Genomic DNA, 26,060 nt, shown 5'->3' with positions numbered 1-26,060 from the left:
ATAATTATAAACCCCTAAAGTATACGAAGATGAATAAGATAGTACAGAACCTTATAATGCTAGGCCTTTTATTTACAGGCGCTACCCTTTATAGTCAACAAGATCCACATTATACACAGTACATGTTTAATACGATGAGTGTTAATCCTGCTTATGTAGGCTCTAAGGGACATGGAGTTATCAATTTATTAGGCCGAGTCCAATGGGTTGGTATTGAAGGCGCTCCTCAGACGTTTAATTTAAGTTATGATACTCCATTAGGCTATAGTGGAGTTGGTTTAGGTATCAATTTGGTAAATGATGTTATAGGTCCTTCACGTGAAACTTATATAGATGCGAATGTATCTTATACAGTGCGGACTTCTAAGGAAGGTAATTTATCTTTTGGCTTGAAACTAGGTGGAAGGTTATTCAATATAGATTGGACTAAGGGGATTTACAGAGATAAGGGCGATGAACAATTATCAGTTCCTATTAATAGATTTTTACCAACGATAGGAGCAGGTGTTTATTATTATACGAATAAATGGTATTTAGGTTTGGCTGTTCCTAATATTTTACGGACAGAACATTATGATGACACTTTAGCTGGAGGTAGTGTTGCCGTTGAGCGTATGCATTACTTTTTTATAGCGGGTTATGTTTTCGCTTTAAGTAAAAGTGTCAAGTTTAAACCAGCTTTACTAACTAAGGTTGTTAGTGGGGCACCATTGTCATTAGATGTTTCAGCTAACTTTTTATTCAATGAGAAGTTTCGCGCAGGTATTGCATGGCGTTGGGATGATTCGATTAGTGCTTTGTTAGGTTTTCAAGTAAGCAGATCATTATCTTTAGGTTATGCTTATGATTTAACAACATCGAATTATAGTAATTATAATTCGGGTACCCATGAATTCTTATTGCGTTATGAGTTATTTAGACCTCAAACGGTGAAATCACCCAGATTTTTTTAATTGATGATATACGGTTATTGTATGATAATTAAAAACCTGTTAATTTTAATTATAAAAATTTAAAAAGTAATTATTAGACTTATTATTAATATTTTTTTTAATCTTATTCACTAATTTTGATGCTCTTAGCTATCATGATTAGCGAGTTTTATTTTATGAATACGACAAAAAAAAGGGTTTATTTTTTTTTAAACGATATTTAAATGTAACAAATGTTACATTTAAACTAGATAAACAGTATCGTGAAATATTCTAAATACTCCTATATTTGTTGTCAATTATAAACTAAAAATGACATTAATAAAATCTATTTCAGGAATTAGAGGCACAATAGGTGGCTTTACAGGAGATAATTTAACCCCCATTGATACAGTTAAATTTGCTGCAGCCTATGGTATGTTTATTAAAAATAACAATAAACATAAAAAGAGTATAAAAATAATTATTGGAAGAGATGCTCGTATTTCAGGAAAAATGATAACTAGCTTAGTAGCTAATACCTTAGTAAGTTTAGGTATTCATGTTATTGATTTAGGATTATCTACTACGCCAACAGTTGAAATAGCAGTTCCAAAAGAAAAAGCAGATGGAGGTATAATTTTGACAGCGTCTCATAACCCTAAGGAATGGAATGCCTTAAAATTATTAAATGAAAAAGGAGAATTTATTGATGGAGAAGACGGAGCTAGGGTATTAGAACTTGCAGAAAGTAATAACATACAATTTGCAACTGTAGATAATCTGGGAATTTATAAGAAAAAGAAAAACTACATAAAAAAGCATATCAAAGAGATATTAAAGCTTAAATTAATTGATAAAAAGGCAATTAAAAAAGCAAAATTTAAGGTTGTCGTTGATGGAGTTAATTCCACAGGAGGTATTGCGGTGCCCATGTTATTAAAAATGTTAGATGTCAAGTGTGTTGAATTGTACTGTGAACCTAATGGAGAATTTCCTCATAATCCAGAGCCTCTTAAAGAACATTTGGAGGATATATCAAAGTTAGTAGTTGAAAAGAAAGCAGATTTGGGTATTGTAGTAGATCCAGATGTAGATAGGTTAGCATTGATATCTGAAGATGGAACTATGTTTGGTGAAGAATACACATTAGTTGCATGTGCAGATTATGTATTGAATAAGTTAGGAGGTGGAAATACAGTTTCAAACTTGTCTTCCTCAAGAGCTTTAAGAGATATTACTGAAAAATATGAAGGTAAATACGAGGCTAGTTCAGTTGGGGAGGTGAACGTCGTAAAAAAAATGAAGGAAATAAATGCTGTTATTGGAGGGGAAGGTAATGGAGGAATTATTTATCCTAGTTCTCATTATGGAAGAGACTCTTTAGTAGGTATTGCTTTATTTTTATCTCATTTAGCAAATAATAAAACTTCTTGTAAGGAGCTTAGAAATAGTTACCCAAATTATTTTATGAGTAAGAATAAAATTCAGTTGACACCTGAAATTAATGTAGATAATATTCTTAAAGAAATGGCATCGAAATACAAAAATGAAGAAGTAAATTCTATTGATGGTGTAAAAATTGATTTTGAAAATGAATGGGTTCACTTGAGAAAATCGAACACAGAGCCCATTATAAGAATTTATACTGAGTCTAAATCAGAAGAGCAAGCTAATCAATTAGCAATTAGATTTATTGAAGAAATAAAAGAATTTATAATTTAATTAATGATCAATAATTTGATTTTTCGAATGTATTGAAATTTTATTATCAAGCTATAAACTAAGTATTAACATTTTAAGACATGAATTTAGAAGGGTATTTTCAAAAATATAGAAATAGTATTATAGGTATCAATGAAACTTTTAGAACACCATATGGTGAGAAAAAACTAATTTATACTGATTGGACAGCAAGCGGAAGACTTTTCAGGCCTATTGAAGATAAACTTTTGAATGAATTTGGTCCATATGTGGCTAATACCCACACAGAAACATCAACTACTGGGGCAGCTATGACGCTAGCATATAACAGAGCTAGAAATATTATTAAGAATCATGTAAATGCTAGTAAAGATGATGTATTGATTACTGAAGGAACAGGAATGACTGGAGTAGTGAATAAGTTTCAAAGAATTTTAGGTATAAAAGTTTCTGAAAATTTAAAAGAATATACTGAAATCCCTAAGGAAAAACGCCCCATCGTTTTTGTTAGTCATATGGAACATCATTCAAATCAAACATCTTGGTATGAAACTATTGCAGATGTAGAAGTAGTTCCTTGTAATGATGAAGGATTGATCTGTATAGATATTTTTGAAGAAGTGATAAAGAAATATAAAGATAGGCCGATTAAAATTGCTTCAGTTATTGCTGCATCAAACGTAACAGGAATTAAAACAGATTACCATAAAGTGGCGGCTTTAATTCATAAGTATAATGGTTTATGTTTTGTTGATTTTGCATGCTCAGCTCCTTATGTATCTATTAATATGCACCCAGAGAAAGAAGATGAATATTTAGATGCAATCTTCTTTTCTCCACATAAATTTTTAGGAGGTCCAGGAAGTTCTGGAGTTTTATTGTTTAATAAAAAGTTATATAAAAACACAATTCCAGATAATCCAGGTGGCGGAACTGTAACTTATACTAATCCATGGGGAGAGCATGATTATATAGATGATGTTGAAACTAGAGAAGACGGTGGAACACCAGGCTTCTTACAAGCCATTAAAATTGCATTATCAATTCAATTAAAAGAAGAGATGGGAATTGAGAAAATCAAGGAGCGAGAAGATCAGATAAATGAAAAAATATTTAGTTGTCTTTTCGGTATTCAGGGTATTAGGGTGTTAGCTCCGGAACAAAAAAACAGGCTAAGCATTTTTTCTTTTTATTTTGAAAAGTACCATTTTAACCTTGTTGTCAAATTACTTAATGATAGGTTTGGTATTCAAACACGAGGTGGATGTTCTTGTGCAGGCACGTATGGGCATTTTCTTTTAAATGTTGATCAGTACACGTCACATAAAATAAAAGACCAAATTAAAAGTGGCTGTAGTACTGAAAAACCAGGTTGGGTTCGTTTATCTGTGCATCCAACAACAACAGATATTGAAGTTAACTTTATATGTAACTCTCTTAGAACTCTTGCAAATAATATTGAAAGTTGGTCTAAAGATTACAAATATGATCCTATTAAAAATGATTATATTCACAATTCAGAAATCTCAATAGAGAAAGAATTAGTCGATAAATGGTTTACTTTTTAGTTTAAATTTATGAGCTCCATTAGTATAGAATTTTTAGAGGAAAAATATTTCCAAATAAAAGAAAAATCAATTGAAGGTAGGTGGATTACTTTTGATGATATTGAATCTTTATTATTAAAAAATCAAAAAAAAAATGAGCTTATTCAGATTGGAAGTTCAGAAAAAGGGATCCCTATTTATAAGATTAAAATAGGGAAAGGTAAAAAGAAAATTCTGATATGGACCCAAATGCATGGTAATGAGAGCACTGGGACAAAAGCCATTTTCGATTTATTGAATTTTATAACTGAGTTTTCAAATTCTGATTTAGTTGAAAAAATATTAAATAAAGTCGAAATTCAAATAATTCCTATGTTAAATCCAGATGGATCTCTTGCCTATACTAGAGTAAATTCGAATGGAATTGATCTAAATAGAGATGCAGTAAATTTAGTAGCTAAAGAAAGTAGAATTTTAAGAAAAGTTTTAGAAAGCTTCAATCCTGATTTTTGTTTTAATTTACATGATCAAAGAACAATTTTTGGTGTTGAAGGAACTCATAATCCAGCTACTATTTCTTTCCTAGCTCCATCAGAAGAAGAAACTAGGAGTTTGACGACGGGAAGAATTCAAACAATGGATGTTATTGGCTCAATGAATAATCTTCTTCAACAAATAATACCTAATCATATAGGAAGATATACAGATGAATTTTATCCATCGGCAACCGGTGATAATTTTCAAAAAATGGGACATAATACTATTCTTATTGAAGCAGGTCATTTTCCCAATGATTATAAAAGAGAAGAGGTTAGAAAATTTAATTTTTATGCCTTAATTCAAGGAATATTTTATATTTCTCAAAATAATAAATTTGAAAATCATACTGAATATTTTAGTATCCCAAACAATATCAAGAACTTTTACGATGTAATTTATCGTTCAAAAAATAATAAAAAAGATATTGCTTATCAGTATGCAGAACAAATTGAAAGTAATAAATTTGCACTTACTTTAGTTAAAAAGAAAGAAGGAGACTTATCATTCTATTTGGGTCACAAGGAAATTAATAAAAGTGATTGATTTTTAAGTCTCTTATAATTTTTGCAACGTACAATTATAAAAAATATATTTTAGTAACATCATTTGAATAATTACAAAAAATGAAAAAATTTGTCCTAGATGAAATTGATCATCAAATACTAGACATCTTAATTGAGAATGCTCGAACACCTTTTACTGATATAGCAAAGAAATTGTTGGTTTCTGCAGGAACTATACATGTTAGAGTAAAGAAAATGGAAGATGAAGGAATCATTCAAGGTTCTACACTTTCATTAAACTATGAAAAAATGGGATATTCTTTTATAGCTCATGTTGGTGTTTTTTTAGAAAAAACCTCAATGACACAACATGTGTTGGATAACCTTAGACTAATACCTAACGTTACTGTTGCTTATGTTACAGCTGGAAAATATAACATATTTTGCAAGGTAAGAGCAAAAAACACCAATGATGCTAAGGATATAATTTATAGAATAGACGATATCCATGGTGTAAATAGAACTGAAACTATGATTTCCCTTGAGGAGAGTATAAATGATAAAAAGCGCTTAATGCACGCTATTTTTAAAGAATTTTAATTTTCTTTAAAGTACTTAAATAAAAATAGGGCTATATTTACTTTGTAATAGTCCTATTTTTCTTTAAACTATTTTCTTGTAATAACACTATTTTTAATCAAGATGTTTTGAAGTGTTGAAATTTAAGATCATTATAAACTCCATCCATATCTTTTGAAAATAATATTCCATTCATCTGGTAATTTAGCAACTAATTTTAGTTCTTTTTTTGTCAATGGATGCATAAACTTAAGAGAATATGCATGTAAAAATAAGTTATAGCAATCGAATTTTTTTTGGTACATTATATTATGATTCTTGTCTCCGTATTTTGGATCACCTATTAAAGGGTGGCTAATTTTATTAGTATGAATTCTTAGTTGGTGTAACCTACCTGTTTTAGGTGTTAATTTAATAAGGCTGTATCTTGATGTTTCATAAGGTTTAACAGGAATTTTCTGAATTGTTTTGTCTATTGTCTCAAGAAGAGTTTCTGCATTTTTATATACCTTTGCATCCCTTCCTTTCACAGGAGAGTTTATAATTAGTCTCTCAGGTGAATGTCCTCTAACAATACCCAAATACGTTTTTTTTATTTTATCTTCGATAAAAAGTTGTTGGAAAGACGAAACTGCTTTTTTATTTCTTGCTAATAAAATGATACCGGAAGTTTTTCTATCTAAACGATGTATAGGAAACATCTTCTCTCCAAACTCATCATAAATTTTTTCAAGTAAAGATTGCTCTTCAATAACATTTCTGGAGTGATAAGCATGGTGAACAACGATATTATTTGGTTTTGAAACACAAACAATAAACTCATCTTTATAAATAATTTCTAAATTCAAAGTAATAATAATTTTTATGCTAAATAGTTATATGTTTTCTTAAATAAGCCAGCAATATTAAAGATAAAATTCCACAGATTGAAAATCCATAAAATAAAGGCATTGCAGTTTCATCAACCCATTGACCGATAAGACCAGCAATAGGAACAGCAACTATAGTTGATAAAAACCCATTTAAAGCTGCTCCAATCCCTGCTATATGCCCTAAAGGTTCCATAGCCAACGCTCTTAGATTTCCGAATAGGAAACCAACAGCGAAAAATTCGAATGAAAAAAAAGTAAATAGAATTTCAATTGAAGGATTACTTTTTTCAAAAAAAAGGAAAATATAGATAATTGAAGTGAAAACTAAAATTATGGTAGAGATTCTAACAAGTTTAAGCATTCCAAATCGAATAACAAGATTACCATTTAAAAATGTGGCAAGTCCTAATGATAAAGAAAGACCTGCAAAAATCAAAGGAAACTCTTCTGACAAATTGTATTGCTCTTCAAAAATATGCTGAGAAGAACTCAAGTAAACCATGAAGGAACTTGTTATAAGCCCTGAAATAATGGTGAATATTACCGCTTGTTTATTCTTTAAAAACTCTTTTAATCCATTAATAAATAACCTAAGAGATAGTGGTTTTTTATATTTAAAATTTAATGTTTCAGGTTGTCTTTTCCAAAGCCAAACTGTCACTAAAAAACCAAATAGTACTTGAAAATAAAAGATGGACTTCCAACCGTATAATTCTAATATAATTTTTCCCAGTGCAGGAGCTATCATAGGAACAAGAAGAAAAATCACAACAATAAAAGACATTATTTTAGCCATATAGTTGCCACTAAATGTATCTCTTATCATGGCAACACTTATTGTTCTTGGAGCAGATAAACTTACACCTTGAAGAATTCTTCCAAAAATCATTTGATCAATAGTCCTTGCAGAAACACAAATATAACTAGCAATTATGAAAAGTATAAAACCTATATAAACAACAGGTTTTCTTCCTATAGAATCAGAAATTGGCCCTGCTATTAGTTGACCTACACCTAATCCGAGAAAAATCATAGTAATTAAAAGTTGAGAATCTTTAGGGTCAGGGAAGTTAATAGCTTTACCTATTTTGTTTAAAGCAGGTAAAAGAGCGTCTATAGATAATGCTACTAAGGACATTAGTGAGGCCATTAATATAATAAACTCTAATTTGGATTGGTAGTTATTTTTTTGCATCGTACAAAAGTATCGATCAAAATGAGAAGAAAAAAATATTGATAATTAAAATGGTGCTATTAGTAAAAGTTAGAAGGGTGTTAGGGTATGGCTAATAGCACCGTATTTAATTAATCAACTATAAAACAAATAAAAATAAAAATACCCTACCATTTTTTTAAAAAACCTTAAGTTTGCTATAATGAAAACCGGAAAGAATATTTGTCAAAAAAAAGCTTTTAACGAATTATATGAAGAACAATCAAAATCTTTATATAATTTTATGTACTATAAATGCGGGGACAGAGATCTTGCAGAAGATTTCGTCCAAGAGTCTTTCATTAAATTATGGGAGAATTGTTCTAAAGTACTTGTAGAAAAAGCAAAATCATTTTTATTTACAGTAGCCAACAATATGTTTTTGAACCATGTAGCACATAAAAAAATAGTGTTGAAACATGCTTCTGAAAACAAAAAAGAATATACAAATGAAACACCTGAATTTATATTAGAAGAGCAGCAATTTCTTAAAAAACTAAAGGCCGCAATTGCCGATTTACCCTCAAAACAGAGGGAAGTCTTTTTAATGAATCGAATTGATAAAAAAAAATATAGAGAGATCTCTGAAATACTGGATATATCGATCAAAGCTGTTGAAAAAAGAATGTCTTTAGCACTAAAAAGTCTAAGAGACAAAATAGGTCCTAATTTTAAGTAGGGTTAGAGAAGTTTTATTTGTTATAATTATAGAAAAACGAGAGATGAATAAAAGAGTAGACGAAGCCTTTTTAATGAGGTGGCTAAATGATGAATTAACTGATTCGGAGCTTAAAGATTTCAGAAGTTCTTCTGAATATTTGCTGTACAGCAGAATAATGAGTACTTCTGAAGAGTTTTCAATACCAGAATTTCGTTCTGAAAAAGTGCATGAAAAATTGAACAAACAAATCAATATTTCAAACAAAAAAGCTAAAGTTGTAAGGTTTAGAACCAAATATATCGCAGTAGCGGCTTCTATAGCTATTATTTTAGGATTATGGTTGTTTGTTAATAAGTCAACAACAAGTTATAAAACAAATTATGGAGAACAACTTTCAGTTATGTTACCTGACAGTTCTGAGGTTTTACTTAATTCAAAAAGTTTTATAAAATTTGATAAAAAAAAATGGAGTCAAAAAAGAGAGGTGCTTTTAAAGGGAGAAGCTTATTTTAAAGTTAGGAAAGGAAAAAAGTTTAAGGTTATAACGGACCTTGGTAGTGTGGCTGTTATAGGGACTCAATTTGATGTTCATTCTTCAAATGATTATATAGAAGTTAAATGCTTTGAAGGCAAAGTAAATGTTACTTCTGGCAAAGATCAAAACATTCTAAATAGAGGGAATGCAAGTAGAAGTTTTAAGACAGGTGTTACTGAAAAGTGGACTATCACAGCTCAAGAACCAGGATGGAAAAATGGAGAAAGTTCTTTTAAAAGTATTGCTTTAAAATATGTTATTGATTCGATGAAAAATCAATTTGGAGTAACGTTTAAAGTTGAAAATATTAATTTAGAACAAAAATTTACGGGAAGCTATACACATGATGATTTGAAAATTGCTTTAAAAACAGTTTTTGAACCTATGAAAATAGCTGTTACTTTTGCAGATGAAAATACAGTCATCTTACGAAAGCAATAAATGAAATTAAAATTTAACTTTTTAATATTAATTTTAGTACCGTTTTTATTAATAAATAAATTAATAGCTCAAGATGATAGTCGAGAAATTAGATATAATCTCAAAGACTATTTACTTAAGATAGAGTCTATACACAAAGTTAAATTTTCTTATAGCGATAGTGTAGTAGATAAAAAGTTTGTAACCTCTGATAGGTCTAATAGTGAAATTCAGTCTATTTTAAGCCAGCTAAGAAAAGAAACTTCACTCAAATATGAGATATTAAAAGAGCGTTATATAATTGTCACTGATTTTAAATTAAATAATGAATACAAATATTGTGGTTTTATTTTTGACGAGAAACAGAAAACGCCTATTGAATCAGCAAATGTTTTAGTTAAAAGGTTGAGAAGGGGAGTTAGCTCAAATTCACATGGTTTTTTTGGCTTCAATAATATAACTGAATCAGATACTTTATTGATATCTTGTTTGGGCTTTAAATCGAAGACAATTTTTTTAAAAAATTTGAAGAAAAAAAAATGTGTTGAAATTTATTTGAGTAAAGAAATTACAGAGCTTGAAGAGGTAGTCGTGGCCGATTACCTTTCTGAGGGCTTACAGAATCAGGTTGATGGTTCTGTTGTTGTTTCTCCTCAAAAATTAACAGCTATATCAGGTTTAACTGAGCCAGATATTTTTCAAACAATTCAGTTTTTACCAGGTATAAACAGTCCATATGAAACGGCATCTGATATTTTTATTAGAGGAGGCTCGCCTGAGCAAAATTTAATTCTTTTTGATGGATTAAAAATGTATAATGCTTCGCATTTATTTGGTATGATATCTCCATTTAACCCATACACTATAAATGATGTAAAAATATATAAGGGTGGTACAAGTGTTGAATATGGAAATCATGTTTCAGGTGTAGTTGATATTCAAACTAAAAAACAAATACCCAATAAGATTAAAGGAGGTATTGGGGCTAATATGACTCATTTCGATGCCTATTTAAACGTACCAATAGGAAAAAAAATAGGCGTCTTAGTTTCAGGGAGAAGGTCTCTTTTTGATGTTTTTGAAACACCTACATTTAATAATTTTTCAAGTAAAGTTTTTCAAAATTCTGTTATAGGTAACAATAAACCATTAATAGGATCAACTTATGAGAATAAAAATGATCTAAACTTTTTTGATATTCATACAAAAATCACCTATGATATATCAAATCGTGATATTTTAACTTTTAGTTATTTGAATATTCAAAATAAACTAGATTATTCTTTTAATACGATAAATTCTAACCGATATGTAACAAAAGATCATCTTAAAATAAAAAATTTAGGAATATCTTTGAAGTGGAATCACGAGTGGAGCGATAATATTAATCATACAATAAGCATGCATTCATCTGAGTATGATTCTTACTATAATTATGAAGGAGAATTCAATTTTGGAACGCCTTATTTTCAGAAAGCTTTAAAAACTAATTTTATAAGAGATAATGGTTTAAAAGTTGTTGTGGAGACAAAGTTAAATAAAAAATCCGCATTTCTTTCAGGATATGAATTTTTAAATACTAAATTAGGTTTTGACATCAACAGAGTAACTACTGTAAATAATGGTTATTTTTATGACATTAGTGATGATCAACACAATAATTTACATTCATTTTTTTTAAATTATTCCTTTAATAAGAAAAGTAAAACAATACTAAATTTAGGAGTTAGAGTAAATTATTCTTCACTTTCAAATAAAAGTTTTTTATCACCTAGAATTCATTTTGAACAAGAATTTTTAAAGAATTTATTTGTTAAAACATCTTATGAAGACAAGCAACAGTTTGTTAATCAGTATTTTGAAACTCATACTTCCGACTTTGGGCTAGAAAATCAGTTTTGGTTATTGATGGATAACAGTAATGCATTACCAATACTACAAAACAAACAATATACTTTAGGATTCATATATAGGTCTGATAAAAATATCTTTGATATAGATTTATATAAAAAAGTTAGTTCAGGTGTTTCTTCGCAAACTCGCGGTAACATGGGAAATATTCAAGGTGTGCAAGAAGGAACCGGTGAAGTTACTGGTATTGATGTTTTATTGAAAAAAAGCTTTGGGAGTTATGTTTCTTGGATAAATTATAGTTATGCTAAATCAACATTTAATTTTCCTGAAGTTAATGGAGGGAGGTCTTTCTTGAGTAATCTAGATATTACCAATAATTTACAATGGACTCATAATTTAAAATACAAAAATTTAAATGTGTCTTTTGCTTGGTTGTATAAGACAGGGACACCTTATAGTTTAATTGATTCAGTTGAGGATGATGGAACTTTTATAGTAGAAACGTTAAATTCTTTCCGATTACCTTCTTACCATAGAGTTGATTTCTCATCTAGTTACGAATTTAGTTTTGACAAGCTTAAACGATGGAATGGTAGAATAGGTATTTCATTATTAAATATCTTTGATACTAAGAATATTTTATTTAGAAAAAATAAAAGAGTTTATAACGGTGAAAATTTTGAATCGCAAATAGTAGACAATATCTCTTTAGGTTTTACTCCAAATGTAGTTATACGAGTATTTATGAGATAAAAAAATATGTTGTATATTTGTTTAATAAAAAAAAATATTTATTGAACAACATTAAGACCAAATTTACGATAAAAGACCTTGAAAATATTTCAGGTATAAAAGCTCATACGATAAGAATTTGGGAAAAACGTTATCGAATTCTTGAGCCTAAACGTACTGAAACAAATATTAGATATTATTCTGCTGGTAGTCTAACAAGGCTTCTGAACGTTGTATTATTAAATAAGCACAATTACAAGATATCTAAAATAGCAGTCATGTCCTCTGACCAAATAAATTTAACTGCTAGGGAACTTTCTTTTAAACTAGCTGTGAATGATGAGGCTATCAATTCATTTAAGTTAGCTATGTTCCAGTTTGATAAGGTCTTGTTCAATAATACTTATAACAGACTTCTTCATAAAAAAACGTTTCGAGAAATCTTTAAAGAAGTATTTGTTCCTTTTTTAGAGCATATTGGTATTCTATGGCAGACTGATACTCTTATGCCTGCTCATGAGCATTTTATATCAAATCTTATAATCCAAAAAATCCAACTTAATACTGAAAACCTAGAATACATAGCAAACAATAATAATATTACTTATGTTTTGTTTTTACCTGATGGAGAAATACATGAAATAGGTTTACTATATTTAAATTATGAATTAGCCTTAAGAGGGTTTCAGACAATTTATCTCGGACAAAGTTTGCCTTTGAATAACTTAAAATACTTTTTCGATAGTGAAAAAGATGTTTGCTTTATCAATTCAATGACAGTCAAACCATATGATGAAAAGTTACAAGGATATTTTGAAGAAGTTGAGTCTGTATTGAAAAATACTAATCACAAATTTGTAAGTCTAGGTCACAAAGCAATGTCTGTTGATTTAAGTGTTTTTAAATCAAATATAGAAGCGTTTCCCTCAGTAATTAAATTTTTAGATCAAATTTAATTAATTTTATGTTAAAAATTTTTTAGCTATTTTTTACTTAATTTAAATGTAAATTTTGTTTTTAAATTTTTATTCTATTTTATTTTTGTTTAACTTTGTTAGAATATGATTAGACAAAATAAAATAGCAATAATAGGATCTGGTTTTTCTTCATTATCTGCAGCTTGTTACATGGCCAAGTATGGTTATCAAGTAACTGTGTACGAGAAAAATAGTACTTTAGGTGGTAGAGCAAGACAATATTCTAAAGATGGTTTTACATTTGATATAGGGCCTACATGGTACTGGATGCCAGATGTTTTTGAGAAATTTTTTGCCGATTTTGGAAAAAAGACATCTGATTATTATGAACTTGAAAAATTATCTCCCGCATACCAAGTTTATTTTGGTAAAAAAGAAAGTATAACGATACCAGATAATTTAGAAAAGATTTGTGAAATTTTTGAGTCTGAAGAAAAAGGTAGCTCTAAATATTTAATGAAATTTCTTAAGTCTGCATCGGATAATTACGATATAGCTGTTAAGGATATGGTTTATAAGCCTGGACTATCAGTTTTTGAATTAATCACACCAAAGACAGCCGTAAGGGTTAGTCAGTTTTTTTCAACAATTAGAAAGCAAGTAAGGAAGAAAATAAAAAGTAAAAAGTTAATTCAAATTTTAGAGTTCCCTGTTCTTTTTTTAGGAGCTAAACCTAATAAGACGCCTGCCTTTTACAATTTTATGAATTATGCTGATTTTGTTTTAGGAACATGGCACCCAAAAGGAGGGATGTACAAGGTTGTTGAAGCAATGGTCAGTCTCGGAAAAGAAATGGGAGTTAAATTTGTAACCAATGCAGAAGTAAATAAAATAGAAGTAAATGCTGATAACAACGTTAAAGAAATTTATGTTAACAATAGTAAGGTTGAAGCTTCGCTAATTTTAAGTGGTGCAGATTATCATCATACTGAGGGGCTATTAAAGGAAAGCTATAGACAATACTCAAATACTTACTGGGCAAAAAAAACATTTGCTCCTTCATCTTTATTGTTTTATATTGGATTCAATAAAAAAATTAAAAATGTAGAGCATCATACATTATTTTTTGACGCCGACTTCGATACTCATGCCGTTTCAATTTACGATGTTCCAGATTGGCCTGAGAATCCTTTGTTTTATGCTAGTTTCCCTTCGATAACAGATAGCTCTCTCGCCCCGGAAGGAAAGGAGTCTGGTACATTTTTAATACCTCTTGCACCTGGAGTAGAAGATACTCCTGAGCTTAGAGAGAAATATTTCAATATCATCATTGAAAGACTTGAAAAACTAACCAACCAAGACGTGAAAGAAAGTATTTTGTTTAAAAAGAGTTTTTGTGTAAATGACTTTATAAAAGATTATAATTCTTATAAAGGGAATGCTTATGGCTTGGCTAATATATTAACACAGACTGCATTTCTAAGACCGAAATTAAAAAGTAAAAAAGTAAATAATTTATTTTTTACTGGTCAATTAACGGTTCCTGGACCAGGTGTTCCACCTTCATTGATTTCAGGAAAAGTAGTGTCAGATCTAATTCTAAAAACTCGAAAACATGAAAGAATTATTTGATCAAGTTTCATACAATTGTAGTAAACTAGTAACAAAAAAATATAGTACCTCTTTTTCTTTGGCAACAAGAATGCTTGCTCCTGAAATACGTTCTGCTATTTATAATATTTATGGTTTTGTTCGTTTTGCAGATGAAATTGTAGATACTTTTCATGAATATGACAAGGAATCATTATTAATTCAGTTTGAAAAAAATTATTATTTAGGAGCTTATCAAGGGATAAGTTTAAACCCTATTCTCAATTCATTTATAAAAACTGTAAAAAAATATAAAATTCAAGATGAACTTGTACAAGCGTTTTTGAAAAGTATGAGAGCAGACTTGTCAAAAAAAAATTATCAAACTGAGAAAGAATATAACGAATATATATATGGTTCTGCAGATGTCGTAGGTTTAATGTGTTTACGAGTATTTGTTAATGGAGATGATAAGAAATACAATGAACTCAAACGCCCTGCTATGAGACTTGGTTCAGCTTTTCAAAAAGTTAATTTTTTGAGAGATATAAAAGAAGATATTGAAGAATTAGATAGGTCGTATTTTCCGAATGTCAACTTCAGAGAATTGGATAACGATTCCAAAGAACGTATTATTAGCGAAATTGAGGAAGATTTTGACTATGCTTATAGACATGGTATTTCTATGTTACCTGTTGAGGCAAAATTTGGTGTTTATATTGCATATAAATATTATAAACGCCTTTTAAGAAAGTTGAAATCAGTTCCTACTTCAGAAATAATGGAATCAAGAATAAGAATATCTAATGGGTTGAAATTAAGTTTATTGATGCGAGGATATGCCAGATATAAATTAAACTTATTGGAATGAAATAGTATAAAAAATGAATCTATTATTGTCTCTATTTTTAGTTTTTATCCCTGTTTTTAAAAAAACGCCTGGTTACGTTATTGATTATCATAATGCTAACACAAAAGATAAAGAAGAGGCCTTTATTAATAGGTATCTTTTATTTGAAGAAATAAGTATAAAAGGTTATGTTATTTCATTACAAATGAAACAAGCAAAATATAAGTTTTTTCCTTGGCAAAAACTAGCAGTTTTTAATAAAGGAAAAAAAAGACTCGAAGATCTAATTAATAAAAATCCTGATAATTCGGATTTAAGATATCTTCGTTTGGTAATTCAAGAAAATATTCCAGTACTACTCAATTACAAATCAAGCATTAAATTAGATAAAAAATTTTTACAAAAAAAAATGAAAATAATTGACGATTCTGACTATTTAGATATATATATAAAAAAGAACACTTCTTTATGATTTTATTTACAATAATAACAGTAATAACATTTATTATAATGGAAGGTATTACGTGGTGTACACATAAATACGTTATGCATGGGTTTGGTTGGTTTTTACATGAAGATCATCATCAGCCAGGTTATCCAAATGTATTCGAAAAAAATGATGCTTTTTTTGTGGTTTTTGCTGTGCCTAGCATGTTGCTCTTTTATTTAGGAGTCAGGCCAGAATTAAATTACTTATTTTTTATTGGTCTTGGAATATTATTGTATGGATTAGCTTACTTTATAATACATGATGTGCTAATACATAGGCGTTTTAATTGGTTTAAGAATACTAAAAATAGATACCTTAGAGGATTAAGAAAAGCGCATAAAATACATCATAAGCACTTAGGAAAAAAAGATGGAGAGTGTTTCGGGATGTTGTTTGTTCCGTTTAAATATTTTAAAAAGACAAAATGGTAAGTAAATATTTATATTTGATTTTGAACTTAGGGAGTCTTAGTATTCCATTGTTATATAGTTTTTTAGAAAAAAAATTTCATTTTATAAAATATTTTAAGGCTTCATTATTTAGTATTTTAATCATCGCTTTTCCTTTTTTAGTTTGGGATATAATTTTCACAATGGCCAATATATGGGGGTTTAATACCAACTATCATTTATCAATATTCATTTTTGGAATGCCAATAGAAGAATGGCTATTCTTTTTTTGTATACCCTATGCTTGTTTATTTACACACGAAGTATTGAAGTATTATTTACCAAACCTTATATTATCAAAATTTGTTACCAGAAGTATTGTTTTTTTTGCAACAATATTTATATTAAGTCTCTTGGTAACTAACATGGGGAAATGGTATACAACCGTAAACTTCGTACTTTTTTTAGCTTTGATGACTTATTCCTGGTTTTATCAAATTGATGAGTTAAGGAAATATTTTGTGAGCTTTGGTGTTATACTAATTCCCTTTCTGATTGTAAACGGTATTTTAACAGGGAGTTTTATTGAATCTCCTGTTGTTTGGTATAATAATGAAGAGAATTTGAATTCACGTTTTTTCACAATTCCAATTGAAGACTTCTTTTATGCATTTAATTTACTTTTTTCTATTCAAATAGTATTCAACAAATTAAAAAAGAAGTTATGTTAAGAAAAACGATAAGTAGATATATGTTTTTTCTTTTCCTTTGTTTTTTAGGATTATATGTAGGTGTTATACTCATGAATAACGGCCCTAGATCAAATTGGTACTTATCTCTAAATAAAGCTCCTTGGACTCCACCGAACTGGATGTTTGGTTTTGCTTGGTCTTTAATTATGCTATTGTTTTCTGGATTTATGACAAAACTAAGTTTTAAACGAAATCTATTTGATCAAAAGTTAGTCATACTTTATTCAGCTCAATGGTTACTTAATATTTCTTGGAACTATGTTTTTTTTAATCAACAAAAAATAGCGATAGGTCTGATAATAATTTCTCTATTATTAATACTGATAGGATATTTTGCTATTAGTTTTAAAAATGAACTCAAAATTTATTCCTTGCTTATCATTCCATATTTAGCTTGGATGATGGTAGCAACGAGTCTTAATATGTATATAGTCCTTAATAATTAAATATCAAAAAAATGACAAAAAAAAAGAGTATTACTTCAGATAAAATAGTTGAATTGTACATGAATACCGTTCTTTTGAATGGGACACCAAAATCAGTATATTCTTTTGCATTAGAAAATAAGTTTGATGAAACTGAGTTTTACTCTTTTTTTTCAAGTTTTGAAGCTCTCGAAAAACAAATTTTCGCAATATTTTGTACAAAAACTAACGAACTTTTGATTAAAAATCAAGAATACCAATCTTATGACTCAAAAAGTAAACTGTTGAGTTTTTATTACACATTTTTTGAAATATTAACAGCTAATAGGTCTTATGTTTTTAATCAATTAAAACAGAATAAAAATAAGTTACAATCATTAAAGTTATTATCTCATTTAAAAAAGGAGTTTACAGACTTTATTAACCGTGAAATTTTTATTGATTCTGTTGACTTAAAAAATGAAAAAATTAATAAAATTAGAGATAGAGGGGTTTCTGAAGCTTCATGGCTCCAGTTATTATTCACATTACAGTTTTGGTTAGAGGATGAATCACCAAATTTTGAAAAAACAGACATTTTTATTGAAAAATCAGTGAAAGCTAGTTTCGATTTAAAGGATATAACACCTGTTCAAAGTGTTTTTGATTTTGCAAAATTTTTATGGAAAGAAAAAACTCCTAGAGCTTAGATTTTATAATTGTGTTTGGAACAAGAAAGTATTAATCTTGTTAAAAAGTAGATAGTATATTAATGAAATGATCAACAGATGAAAAGTATAAATAGCATTCCAACATCAAAGGTAGAAAGAGCGTCTAAATTGATTACCACGGGTATAAAAATAGGAGTTAATTACGCAAAATATTATGGGGAAAAAATAGTTAAGTCTGATGAAGAAGCTAAAGAGAACTTAGATGAAGCAAATGCAGCAGATATTTATGATGGATTAAAAAAGCTGAAAGGATCTGCTTTAAAGGTTGCTCAAATGTTGAGTATGGAAAAAAATATTCTTCCAAGAGCTTATGTTGAAAAGTTTTCACTCTCACAATTTTCAGTTCCCCCACTATCACCTCCGTTAGTAGTGAAAACCTTTCGTAATTATTTTAAAAAAACGCCAACAGAGGTGTTTGATACTTTTACAACGGAATCAGTAAATGCCGCGAGTATAGGACAGGTTCATAAAGCAACAAAAAATAATAAATTACTTGCTGTAAAAATTCAATATCCTGGAATAGCTGAAAGTATATCCTCTGACTTAGCAATGGTAAAGCCTATTGCAATAAAAATGTTTAATATAAAGGGTGAAGGATCTGATGAATATTTTAAAGAAGTAGAAAACAAGCTTAAAGAAGAAACTAATTATAAATTAGAACTACAGCAAAGTCAGGAAATAGCAAATAAATGTAGTATGATTCCAAACCTGAAATTTCCAAAATACTATCCAGAGTATTCTTCACAACGAATTCTTACTATGGATTGGATGGATGGTTTACACTTGTCTGAATTTATTCATAAAAAAAATACTCAAAAAGATTTAAATCAAATAGGACAGGCTTTGTGGGATTTTTACATGTATCAGATGCATGTTCTAAAAAAAGTACATGCAGATCCTCACCCAGGTAATTTTCTCATATCAAAAGATAACAAACTTGTTGTTATTGATTTTGGTTGCATGAAGGAAGTGCCAGAGGATTTTTATGTTCCGTATTTTCAATTAGCAGAAAAACAAAATATAAATAATCCCGTATTTTTTGAATCCAAATTGTATGAATTGGAAATTTTAAAAAAAGAAGATACTGAACAAGAGAAACAATTTTTCAAAGAATTGTTTTATGAAATGCTTTCATTGTTTACACAGCCTTTTCATCAAAAAGAATTTGATTTTTCAGATGAAGATTTTTTTAGCCGTATAGCCGATTTAGGCTATAAGTATGCAAAAAGTACCGAATTGAAAAAAATGAACGGAAATAGAGGTTCCAAGCATTTTTTATACATAAATAGAACTTTTTTTGGTTTGTATAATTTAATGCATGATTTGAAGGCGCAGAAAATAAAGATAAATAATTTTAAAAATTTATAATGTATTTTACTAGAGATCATATCGACCGTTTAGAGCATTTATATAAAATAAACCTAATAAATAGTGTTACAGGTTTTAAGTCAGCTAATTTAATAGGAACAAAATCAAAAAATGGTATTGCAAATGTGGCTGTTTTTAGCTCTGTTGTTCATTACGGGTCAGCTCCACCAATTCTTGGTTTTGTTTTAAGACCCACTACAGTAAGACGTAACACCTATGACAATATCAAAGAGACAGGGTATTTTACTGTAAATCATATTTACAAGGAAATTATAGAAGATGCTCATCATACTTCGGCAAAATATGCTTCTGAAATATCTGAATTTGACAAAACTTTATTGGAAGAGGAGTATTTAAATGATTTTCATGCACCATTTGTAAAGAATTCTCCGATAAAAATAGGACTAAAATACGTAGAAGAGTACAATATAAAGGCAAATGGCACTATTTTAGTTTTAGGAGAAATTTTAGACCTATATATTCAGGAAAAATTAGTAGCAGACGATGGTTTTGTTAATTTATCAGAAGGTAATATTGCAGCAATAAATGGCTTAGATTGTTATTCTATTCCAAAGCTAAATAAGCGATTAGACTATCAGCGACCTAAAGTATGATTTTTAAATAAATGAATTATGAAGATTTTAATTACGGGGACGACGGGATATATTGCAAAAAGACTTGTACCCAAACTATTAAATGATAATCATGATTTAATATGTTGTGTTCGTGATTTAAATAGAATACCAGAAAATTTAAAGGAAAAAGAAAAAATAAGCTTTATTGAAATCGATTTTTTAAATATTTCAAATGTTAACATTCCTTATGATATTGATATAGCTTACTATTTGATTCACTCAATGTCTACATCAAGTTCTAATTTTGAGGAATTAGAATTTGCATGTGCAATTAACTTTAAATCACTTATAGAAAATACAAACTGTATTCAGGTTATCTATCTCAGTGGAATTGTAAACGATCAAAGTCTTTCAAAGCATTTAAAATCTAGATTAAGAGTTGAGGAAACAATACAATCTAAAAAATATTATACAACTACTTTTAGAGCAGGTATAATTGTAGGAAGTGGAAGTGCTTCTTTTGAAATCATTAGAGATCTTGTTGAAAAACTTCCGCTTATGGTAGCCCCAAAGTGGTTGAAAACAAAAACGCAACCAATAGCTATTAGAGATGTTTTGACCTATTTAACCTTATCAATTAAAAAAAAAGCATTATACAATAAGTCATTTGATATATTTGGACCAGAAGTACTTGATTACAAACAAATGCTTTTGCAATTTGCTAAAGTTAGGCATTTGAAACGAGTGGTTATTACATTGCCAGTTTTAACGCCAAAACTTTCTTCTTATTGGTTATATTTTGTTACTTCAACCTCCTTTAAATTAGCGAAGTCTCTTGTTGATAGTATGAAAGTAGAAGTAATAGGGAAGCCTTCTGAAATTAATACTATTATTGGTGTTGAGCCAATCTCTTACACAGAGGCGGTGGAAAAGGCATTTATTAAAATAGAGCAAAATACAATTATATCAAGTTGGAAAGATGCTATTATAAGTGGAGTATACAACTCTAAATTTTCAGATAATATTAATTTACCGCAATATGGTTGCTTTAAAGATATAAGACGAAAAAAAGTTATTGATGAAGATTTTACAATGAAACGAATATGGAGTATTGGGGGTGAAACAGGATGGTATAAGTTTAATTTTTTGTGGAAGGTAAGAGGTATTATTGATAAATTATTTGGAGGCGTTGGTTTAAGAAGGGGAAGAAGACACCAAACAGAATTAACAGCGGGTGATGCGCTAGATTTTTGGCGTGTTCTTTTAGCGGATAAAAAAAATAAACGTCTGCTTTTGTATGCTGAGATGAAGTTACCGGGGGAAGCCTGGTTAGAATTTCGTATTATAAAAGGTATTTTGTATCAACGTGCTGTTTTTAGACCAAAAGGAATTTTAGGTAGATTATACTGGTTTTTGGTACTGCCATTTCATGCTTTTGTGTTTAGTGGAATATTGAATGCTTTAATTGTTGATGATAAAGTAATTTCTAAAAATTAGTTTTAAAAAGATATATTATAATTAAAGTGATAAAAAAACAGCACCTTCCTCAGAAAACTTGTCCTGTTTGTAATCGCTTATTTTCATGGAGAAAGAAATGGGAAAAAAATTGGCACAGTGTTAAATATTGCAGTAAAAGATGCAGTAGCAAAAAAATTAAATGATATTTTTTTGTTAGGGCACATTCATAATTGTGATTTCTACTAATTCAAAAATAAAAGGAAAATATTTTTAGTTACAATAAATTAAAGCATCCAGAACTCTAAGTACTTTTTTATGATTAATAAATTTTAAAACCCTTACAATTCACTGTTTACAATTAATTATTTTTCAAATAAGATTTTATAATATCTGAATAAGAAATATCAATATAATTTTGTTTAACTAAAATGTGTTTAAGTTAAACAAAATTCGTAAATTTGATATTATAAGTATGATATTTTGTTAATATGCTTCAAAGAGAAGAAATAGTTGTTGTTTGGTTAAAAAGAGATTTAAGATTACATGATAATGAAGCTGTATATACTGCTTTAAACTCAGGTTACAAGGTTATTATAGTGTATTTATTTGAGCCTAGTTTAATGAGGGATGATCATTACTCCAAGAGGCATTGGGATTTTATAAAGCAATCTCTTTTAGATATAAATGAAGCATTACAGTCGTATAATTCAAAAGTACTAAGTATTTCGTCAGAGGTAATTCCTTTTTTTAGCTATCTTCAAACAAAGTATAAAATAATAAATGTATATTCTCATCAAGAAACAGGTCTCTTGAAAACATATAATAGGGATAAAACATTTAAACGATTTTGCAATAACAATTCTATTAACTGGTTCGAAAACATTAATAATGGTGTCTTTAGAGCTAGACAAAATAGAGAAAATTGGAAAGAAGATTGGGAAAATTATATGATTAGTGCTCAATTAAAAATTAAAGAAGAAAATATTAAATTTTTAATTGATATGGATGAGATAATGAAAATAGAAGAGAATTCAAAACCAATGTCATTAGATGTTATAGAAAACCCAATGTTTCAAAAAGGAGGTAGGGTTTTAGCTCTTAAGTACATGCTTTCCTTTTTTAAAGATAGGTACATAAATTATGCTAAATTTATTTCCAAACCAAATCAAGCTAGAGAAAGTTGTAGTAGATTATCACCCTATCTAGCTTGGGGTAATTTGTCTGTTAGAGAGGTATATCAATATGCAAAAAAAATTAGAATAGAGGCAGAAAACAAACGTGCTATAGATGCTTTTATGTCACGCTTACGGTGGCAGGCTCATTTTATCCAAAAGTTTGAGATGGAATGTATTATGGAAAGTGAAAGTATTAATAAAGGTTTTCGAAAATTAAAAAAAGATATATCTATTAAATATCAAGAAGCGTGGAAACAAGGTATGACAGGTATTCCGATAATAGACGCTTGTATGCGATGTCTTAAACTTACTGGTTATCTTAATTTTAGAATGAGAGCAATGGTTGTTTCATTTTTTACGCACAATCTTTGGCAACCTTGGCAAGAAGCATCGAAATTTTTATCAAAAGTTTTTCTAGACTTTGAACCAGGTATACATTTTCCACAGCTACAAATGCAGGCAGGTGAGACAGGTATTAATACTTTGAGAATCTATAATCCTATCAAAAATGGAATTGAGCATGACCCAGAAGCAAATTTTATTTCAAAATGGGTTCCTGAATTAAAAGGATTACCTATTAACTTTAGACATGAGCCTTTTAAGTTAACATTGCTTGAGCAAAAACTATATGGTTTTAAAATAGGTAAAGATTATCCTAAACCTATTGTAGATATTAGTTCAACTAGAAAAAAAGCTTCTGATACTATTTGGGGTATGAGAAAAGATAAGGATGTTATACAAGAAAGTTATAGGATTTTAAATAAACATGTAACAAAGTAGTATGATCATTTTTAACACAACATATACTGAAAAATCTGATTTACGACAAATAAACCATCTCTTGGGAAAGCCATTCTCATTTTATCAAAAATTACGTTTAGGAGGTATAGGTAGTAGCAGATTAATCATAAACAATGTAAGCAATAACTTTCAAGGTATTATAAATAAAGTATCAGATTTAAATTATGCGAATATTGAACTTAGACCTAAAGGAATTATTGTTCATGTAACAAGTCAAGGTAAAAGATATTCATGGGCTATACCATATTATAAGCTTATTATTTTTAATGCTACTTTTTTTAGTATACATTCTGACGGTGCATTTATTCAGATGATAAAAAGTAAAAATAATAAAGATTTTGTTAAAAAGATGATTAATTTAAAAACGCTTTCGAATGAGAAGTTTGAATTTACTGACGAAAATTGAGATAGACCGTATAATTGAAATGGCATGGGAAGATAGAACTACTTTTGATGCAATCAAATTCCAATTTAATCTTAGCGAAAAGGAAGTTATTACACTGATGAGAAGGAGCTTGAAAATTACGAGTTTTAAAAGATGGAGAAAAAGAGTACAAGGAAGAACTACTAAACATGCGGCAAAACGATGCTTTCAGATAGGGAGATTTAAATGTTCAAGACAAAAGACGATTAGCAATAATAAAATAGCCAAAAGATAAATAAATGAGTGAATTAAAACTAGGGATAACAAGAAAGGAACATTTTAATGCAGCCCATAGACTGCATAACAAAAATTGGTCAGATGAAAAAAACAAGAAAATTTTTGGTAAGTGTAATAACCCTTTTTTTCACGGACATAATTATGAGCTTGAAGTAACAATTATAGGAGTCGTTGATCCTGACACAGGTTATGTGATTGATACGAAAATTTTATCAGATATAATTAAAGAAAAGGTTATAGAACCTTTCGATCATAAAAATTTAAATTTAGAAGTAGAATATTTTAAAGAGAGAAACCCAACTGTTGAAAACATTGCAATTCTTATTTATGATGTAATAAAAAAAGAAATTCCACAGCATTTGGAACTTAAAATTAAACTATATGAAACACCAAGAAATTTTGTTGAATACCCTTTTGGAGTCTAACTCTTTGAACGGACTTTCTCCAGAGGAGATAGGAGATGATCACCTTTACACAGGTGTAGAAACCCCAATGAAGCCAGATGCATTTAAGATATCTGATTCCGAAAAGAAGAAAAAAATAGCAGGTTTATTTGCTGAAATAATGGAGGTAATGGGATTAGATTTATCAGATGATTCTTTACAAGGAACTCCAAAACGTGTAGCGAAAATGTACATAGATGAAATATTTTCAGGTTTAAACCCTCAAAACAAACCTAAAATAGCACTTTTCGAAAACAAATATCAGTACAATCAAATGCTCATAGAAAAAGATATAATTTTCTACTCAAATTGTGAGCATCATTTTGTTCCAATAATTGGAAAGGCACATGTAGCATATATTTCTTCAGGAAAAGTAATTGGTCTTTCAAAATTAAATAGATTAGTTCAATACTATGCTAAAAGGCCACAAGTTCAAGAACGACTTACTAACCAAATAGGTTTGGACTTACAAAATATTTTAGAAACTAAAGATGTAGCTGTGGTTATTGAAGCAAAACATTTGTGTGTTTCATCTAGAGGTATAAAAGATGATTCTTCATCAACAATAACTTGTTTTTATGGAGGAAGTTTTAATGAGCAACACAAAATAATAGAATTACAAAATTACCTTAAGAGTTAAATTAATTAAACCATTTATTAAAATCGAAATTTCATGAAAACTATACTAGTAGTAGGAGGTAGCAAAGGAATTGGTGCTGCGATAACAAAAATTTTAAAAGATTCGTATCACGTTATAACCATAAGCAGAGGTGAAAATCTCATTGATGGAGTAACGCATCATAGCTTAGATGTATTAATAGATGATTTACCTTCCATTGAAAATTTAGATGGTTTAGTTTATTGTCCCGGTAGTATAAATCTAAAGTCTTTAACTAGATTAAAAATTGAAGACTTTCAAACCGATTTTAATATAAATGTATTAGGAGCTGTTCGTGTTATTAAATTTTATGAAAAACAATTACTTGACTCAAACGGAAGTGTCGTTTTATTTAGTACGGTAGCCACACATTTAGGAATGCCTTTTCATGCTAGTATTGCTGTAAGTAAATCTGCAGTAGAAGGTTTAGCTAAATCTTTAGCTGCAGAGTATGCAACAAAAATAAGGTTTAATGTAATAGCCCCAACAGTTACAGAAACACCTTTAGCTTCTAGATTATTACGAAACGATAAACAAAAAGAAAGCATGAGAGAAAGACATCCTTATAAACAATATTTAAATCCTGAGGAGGTAGCTTCATTAGCTGAGTATTTAATTTCAGCTAAGTCAAAATCTATTTCTGGACAAATTATTCCAATGGATGCTGGAATAGTAAGTGTAAAGTTATAATAAATAATGAAAACAATTTTTAGTTTTATATGCATTT

28 protein-coding genes are annotated in these 26,060 nt (G+C 29.0%); 26 read left to right on the top strand and 2 right to left on the bottom strand.

Going from position 1 to position 26,060, the window contains the following annotated elements:
• Positions 1 to 29 precede the first annotated feature (29 nt).
• The 5 genes from AC2GW8_RS01800 to AC2GW8_RS01780 all read left to right on the top strand — a co-directional run bounded on the left by AC2GW8_RS01800 (position 30) and on the right by AC2GW8_RS01780 (position 5,805).
• Entirely contained in the window at positions 30 to 953 is a 924-nt protein-coding gene (locus tag AC2GW8_RS01800) for a PorP/SprF family type IX secretion system membrane protein (protein WP_440880725.1), read from the top strand.
• Positions 954 to 1,244: 291 nt separating this feature from the next.
• Positions 1,245 to 2,636: a phosphoglucosamine mutase gene (gene glmM, locus AC2GW8_RS01795; protein ID WP_440881085.1), complete on the top strand. Its 1,392-nt coding sequence runs from the start codon at positions 1,245 to 1,247 to the stop codon at positions 2,634 to 2,636.
• Positions 2,637 to 2,716: 80 nt separating this feature from the next.
• Entirely contained in the window at positions 2,717 to 4,183 is a 1,467-nt protein-coding gene (locus AC2GW8_RS01790; RefSeq protein ID WP_440881084.1) for an aminotransferase class V-fold PLP-dependent enzyme, read from the top strand.
• A gap of 9 nt (positions 4,184 to 4,192) precedes the next feature.
• Positions 4,193 to 5,245: a M14 family zinc carboxypeptidase gene (locus AC2GW8_RS01785; RefSeq protein ID WP_440881083.1), complete on the top strand. Its 1,053-nt coding sequence runs from the start codon at positions 4,193 to 4,195 to the stop codon at positions 5,243 to 5,245.
• 80 nt (positions 5,246 to 5,325) lie between these two features.
• The gene (locus AC2GW8_RS01780; RefSeq protein WP_440881082.1) at positions 5,326 to 5,805 is read left to right on the top strand and encodes an Lrp/AsnC family transcriptional regulator; all 480 of its coding nucleotides are present in this window, start codon (positions 5,326 to 5,328) and stop codon (positions 5,803 to 5,805) included.
• Positions 5,806 to 5,936: 131 nt separating this feature from the next.
• Here AC2GW8_RS01780 and AC2GW8_RS01775 read toward each other — a convergent pair whose 3' ends face one another.
• Complete coding sequence (locus AC2GW8_RS01775; RefSeq protein ID WP_440881081.1) at positions 5,937 to 6,632, bottom strand: pseudouridine synthase; 696 nt, start codon at positions 6,630 to 6,632, stop codon at positions 5,937 to 5,939.
• Positions 6,633 to 6,651: 19 nt separating this feature from the next.
• Positions 6,652 to 7,851: a multidrug effflux MFS transporter gene (locus tag AC2GW8_RS01770; protein ID WP_440881080.1), complete on the bottom strand. Its 1,200-nt coding sequence runs from the start codon at positions 7,849 to 7,851 to the stop codon at positions 6,652 to 6,654.
• 181 nt (positions 7,852 to 8,032) lie between these two features.
• On the opposite strand from AC2GW8_RS01770, the gene AC2GW8_RS01765 reads away from it, so the two are divergent.
• The 21 genes from AC2GW8_RS01765 to AC2GW8_RS01665 all read left to right on the top strand — a co-directional run bounded on the left by AC2GW8_RS01765 (position 8,033) and on the right by AC2GW8_RS01665 (position 26,023).
• Complete coding sequence (locus tag AC2GW8_RS01765) at positions 8,033 to 8,548, top strand: RNA polymerase sigma factor (RefSeq protein ID WP_440881079.1); 516 nt, start codon at positions 8,033 to 8,035, stop codon at positions 8,546 to 8,548.
• A gap of 43 nt (positions 8,549 to 8,591) precedes the next feature.
• On the top strand, positions 8,592 to 9,506 hold the full coding sequence (locus tag AC2GW8_RS01760) for a FecR family protein (RefSeq protein WP_440881078.1): 915 nt from the start codon (positions 8,592 to 8,594) through the stop codon (positions 9,504 to 9,506).
• On the top strand, positions 9,507 to 12,092 hold the full coding sequence (locus tag AC2GW8_RS01755) for a TonB-dependent receptor (RefSeq protein ID WP_440881077.1): 2,586 nt from the start codon (positions 9,507 to 9,509) through the stop codon (positions 12,090 to 12,092).
• A gap of 41 nt (positions 12,093 to 12,133) precedes the next feature.
• Positions 12,134 to 13,027, top strand: a complete 894-nt coding sequence (locus tag AC2GW8_RS01750; protein ID WP_440881076.1) for a MerR family transcriptional regulator — start codon at positions 12,134 to 12,136, stop codon at positions 13,025 to 13,027.
• 105 nt (positions 13,028 to 13,132) lie between these two features.
• A complete protein-coding gene (gene crtID, locus AC2GW8_RS01745; RefSeq protein WP_440881075.1) occupies positions 13,133 to 14,620 on the top strand; it encodes a bifunctional phytoene desaturase/3,4-desaturase in 1,488 nt (495 codons plus the stop codon).
• Positions 14,604 to 15,449: a phytoene/squalene synthase family protein gene (locus tag AC2GW8_RS01740; RefSeq protein WP_440881074.1), complete on the top strand. Its 846-nt coding sequence runs from the start codon at positions 14,604 to 14,606 to the stop codon at positions 15,447 to 15,449. Before crtID ends, AC2GW8_RS01740 begins: the two co-directional genes overlap by 17 nt.
• Positions 15,450 to 15,462: 13 nt before the next feature.
• Positions 15,463 to 15,900 carry a hypothetical protein gene (locus AC2GW8_RS01735; protein WP_440881073.1) on the top strand — a complete coding sequence of 146 codons (438 nt, stop codon included), beginning with the start codon at positions 15,463 to 15,465 and terminating at the stop codon, positions 15,898 to 15,900.
• A complete protein-coding gene (locus tag AC2GW8_RS01730) occupies positions 15,897 to 16,349 on the top strand; it encodes a sterol desaturase family protein (protein ID WP_440881072.1) in 453 nt (150 codons plus the stop codon). The genes AC2GW8_RS01735 and AC2GW8_RS01730 overlap by 4 nt, the downstream gene beginning before the upstream one ends.
• Complete coding sequence (locus AC2GW8_RS01725; RefSeq protein ID WP_440881071.1) at positions 16,343 to 17,038, top strand: lycopene cyclase domain-containing protein; 696 nt, start codon at positions 16,343 to 16,345, stop codon at positions 17,036 to 17,038. The genes AC2GW8_RS01730 and AC2GW8_RS01725 overlap by 7 nt, the downstream gene beginning before the upstream one ends.
• Positions 17,032 to 17,505: a TspO/MBR family protein gene (locus AC2GW8_RS01720; RefSeq protein WP_440881070.1), complete on the top strand. Its 474-nt coding sequence runs from the start codon at positions 17,032 to 17,034 to the stop codon at positions 17,503 to 17,505. Before AC2GW8_RS01725 ends, AC2GW8_RS01720 begins: the two co-directional genes overlap by 7 nt.
• An 11-nt stretch (positions 17,506 to 17,516) precedes the next feature.
• On the top strand, positions 17,517 to 18,173 hold the full coding sequence (locus tag AC2GW8_RS01715; protein WP_440881069.1) for a TetR family transcriptional regulator C-terminal domain-containing protein: 657 nt from the start codon (positions 17,517 to 17,519) through the stop codon (positions 18,171 to 18,173).
• A 78-nt stretch (positions 18,174 to 18,251) separates the two neighbouring features.
• Entirely contained in the window at positions 18,252 to 19,562 is a 1,311-nt protein-coding gene (locus tag AC2GW8_RS01710) for an ABC1 kinase family protein (RefSeq protein ID WP_440881068.1), read from the top strand.
• Positions 19,559 to 20,176, top strand: a complete 618-nt coding sequence (locus AC2GW8_RS01705) for a flavin reductase family protein (RefSeq protein ID WP_440882173.1) — start codon at positions 19,559 to 19,561, stop codon at positions 20,174 to 20,176. The genes AC2GW8_RS01710 and AC2GW8_RS01705 overlap by 4 nt, the downstream gene beginning before the upstream one ends.
• 18 nt (positions 20,177 to 20,194) lie before the next feature.
• A complete protein-coding gene (locus tag AC2GW8_RS01700) occupies positions 20,195 to 21,634 on the top strand; it encodes an SDR family oxidoreductase (RefSeq protein ID WP_440881067.1) in 1,440 nt (479 codons plus the stop codon).
• Positions 21,635 to 21,663: 29 nt separating this feature from the next.
• Complete coding sequence (locus AC2GW8_RS01695; protein WP_440882172.1) at positions 21,664 to 21,798, top strand: DUF2256 domain-containing protein; 135 nt, start codon at positions 21,664 to 21,666, stop codon at positions 21,796 to 21,798.
• Positions 21,799 to 22,083: 285 nt separating this feature from the next.
• Complete coding sequence (locus AC2GW8_RS01690) at positions 22,084 to 23,550, top strand: cryptochrome/deoxyribodipyrimidine photo-lyase family protein (protein ID WP_440881066.1); 1,467 nt, start codon at positions 22,084 to 22,086, stop codon at positions 23,548 to 23,550.
• Position 23,551: 1 nt separating this feature from the next.
• On the top strand, positions 23,552 to 23,977 hold the full coding sequence (locus AC2GW8_RS01685) for a hypothetical protein (RefSeq protein WP_440881065.1): 426 nt from the start codon (positions 23,552 to 23,554) through the stop codon (positions 23,975 to 23,977).
• The gene (locus AC2GW8_RS01680) at positions 23,946 to 24,230 is read left to right on the top strand and encodes a TIGR03643 family protein (protein ID WP_440881064.1); all 285 of its coding nucleotides are present in this window, start codon (positions 23,946 to 23,948) and stop codon (positions 24,228 to 24,230) included. The genes AC2GW8_RS01685 and AC2GW8_RS01680 overlap by 32 nt, the downstream gene beginning before the upstream one ends.
• Before the next feature lie 4 nt (positions 24,231 to 24,234).
• Positions 24,235 to 24,657, top strand: coding sequence for a 6-pyruvoyl trahydropterin synthase family protein (locus tag AC2GW8_RS01675; protein WP_440881063.1), 423 nt, complete (start codon positions 24,235 to 24,237; stop codon positions 24,655 to 24,657).
• Positions 24,614 to 25,315, top strand: coding sequence for a GTP cyclohydrolase I FolE (gene folE / locus AC2GW8_RS01670; RefSeq protein ID WP_440881062.1), 702 nt, complete (start codon positions 24,614 to 24,616; stop codon positions 25,313 to 25,315). Before AC2GW8_RS01675 ends, folE begins: the two co-directional genes overlap by 44 nt.
• Before the next feature lie 33 nt (positions 25,316 to 25,348).
• The gene (locus AC2GW8_RS01665; protein WP_440881061.1) at positions 25,349 to 26,023 is read left to right on the top strand and encodes an SDR family NAD(P)-dependent oxidoreductase; all 675 of its coding nucleotides are present in this window, start codon (positions 25,349 to 25,351) and stop codon (positions 26,021 to 26,023) included.
• Positions 26,024 to 26,060 lie beyond the last annotated feature (37 nt).

The organism is Tenacibaculum profundi, from assembly GCF_057162725.1.
This window is presented reverse-complemented; position numbering and strand designations above follow the sequence as displayed.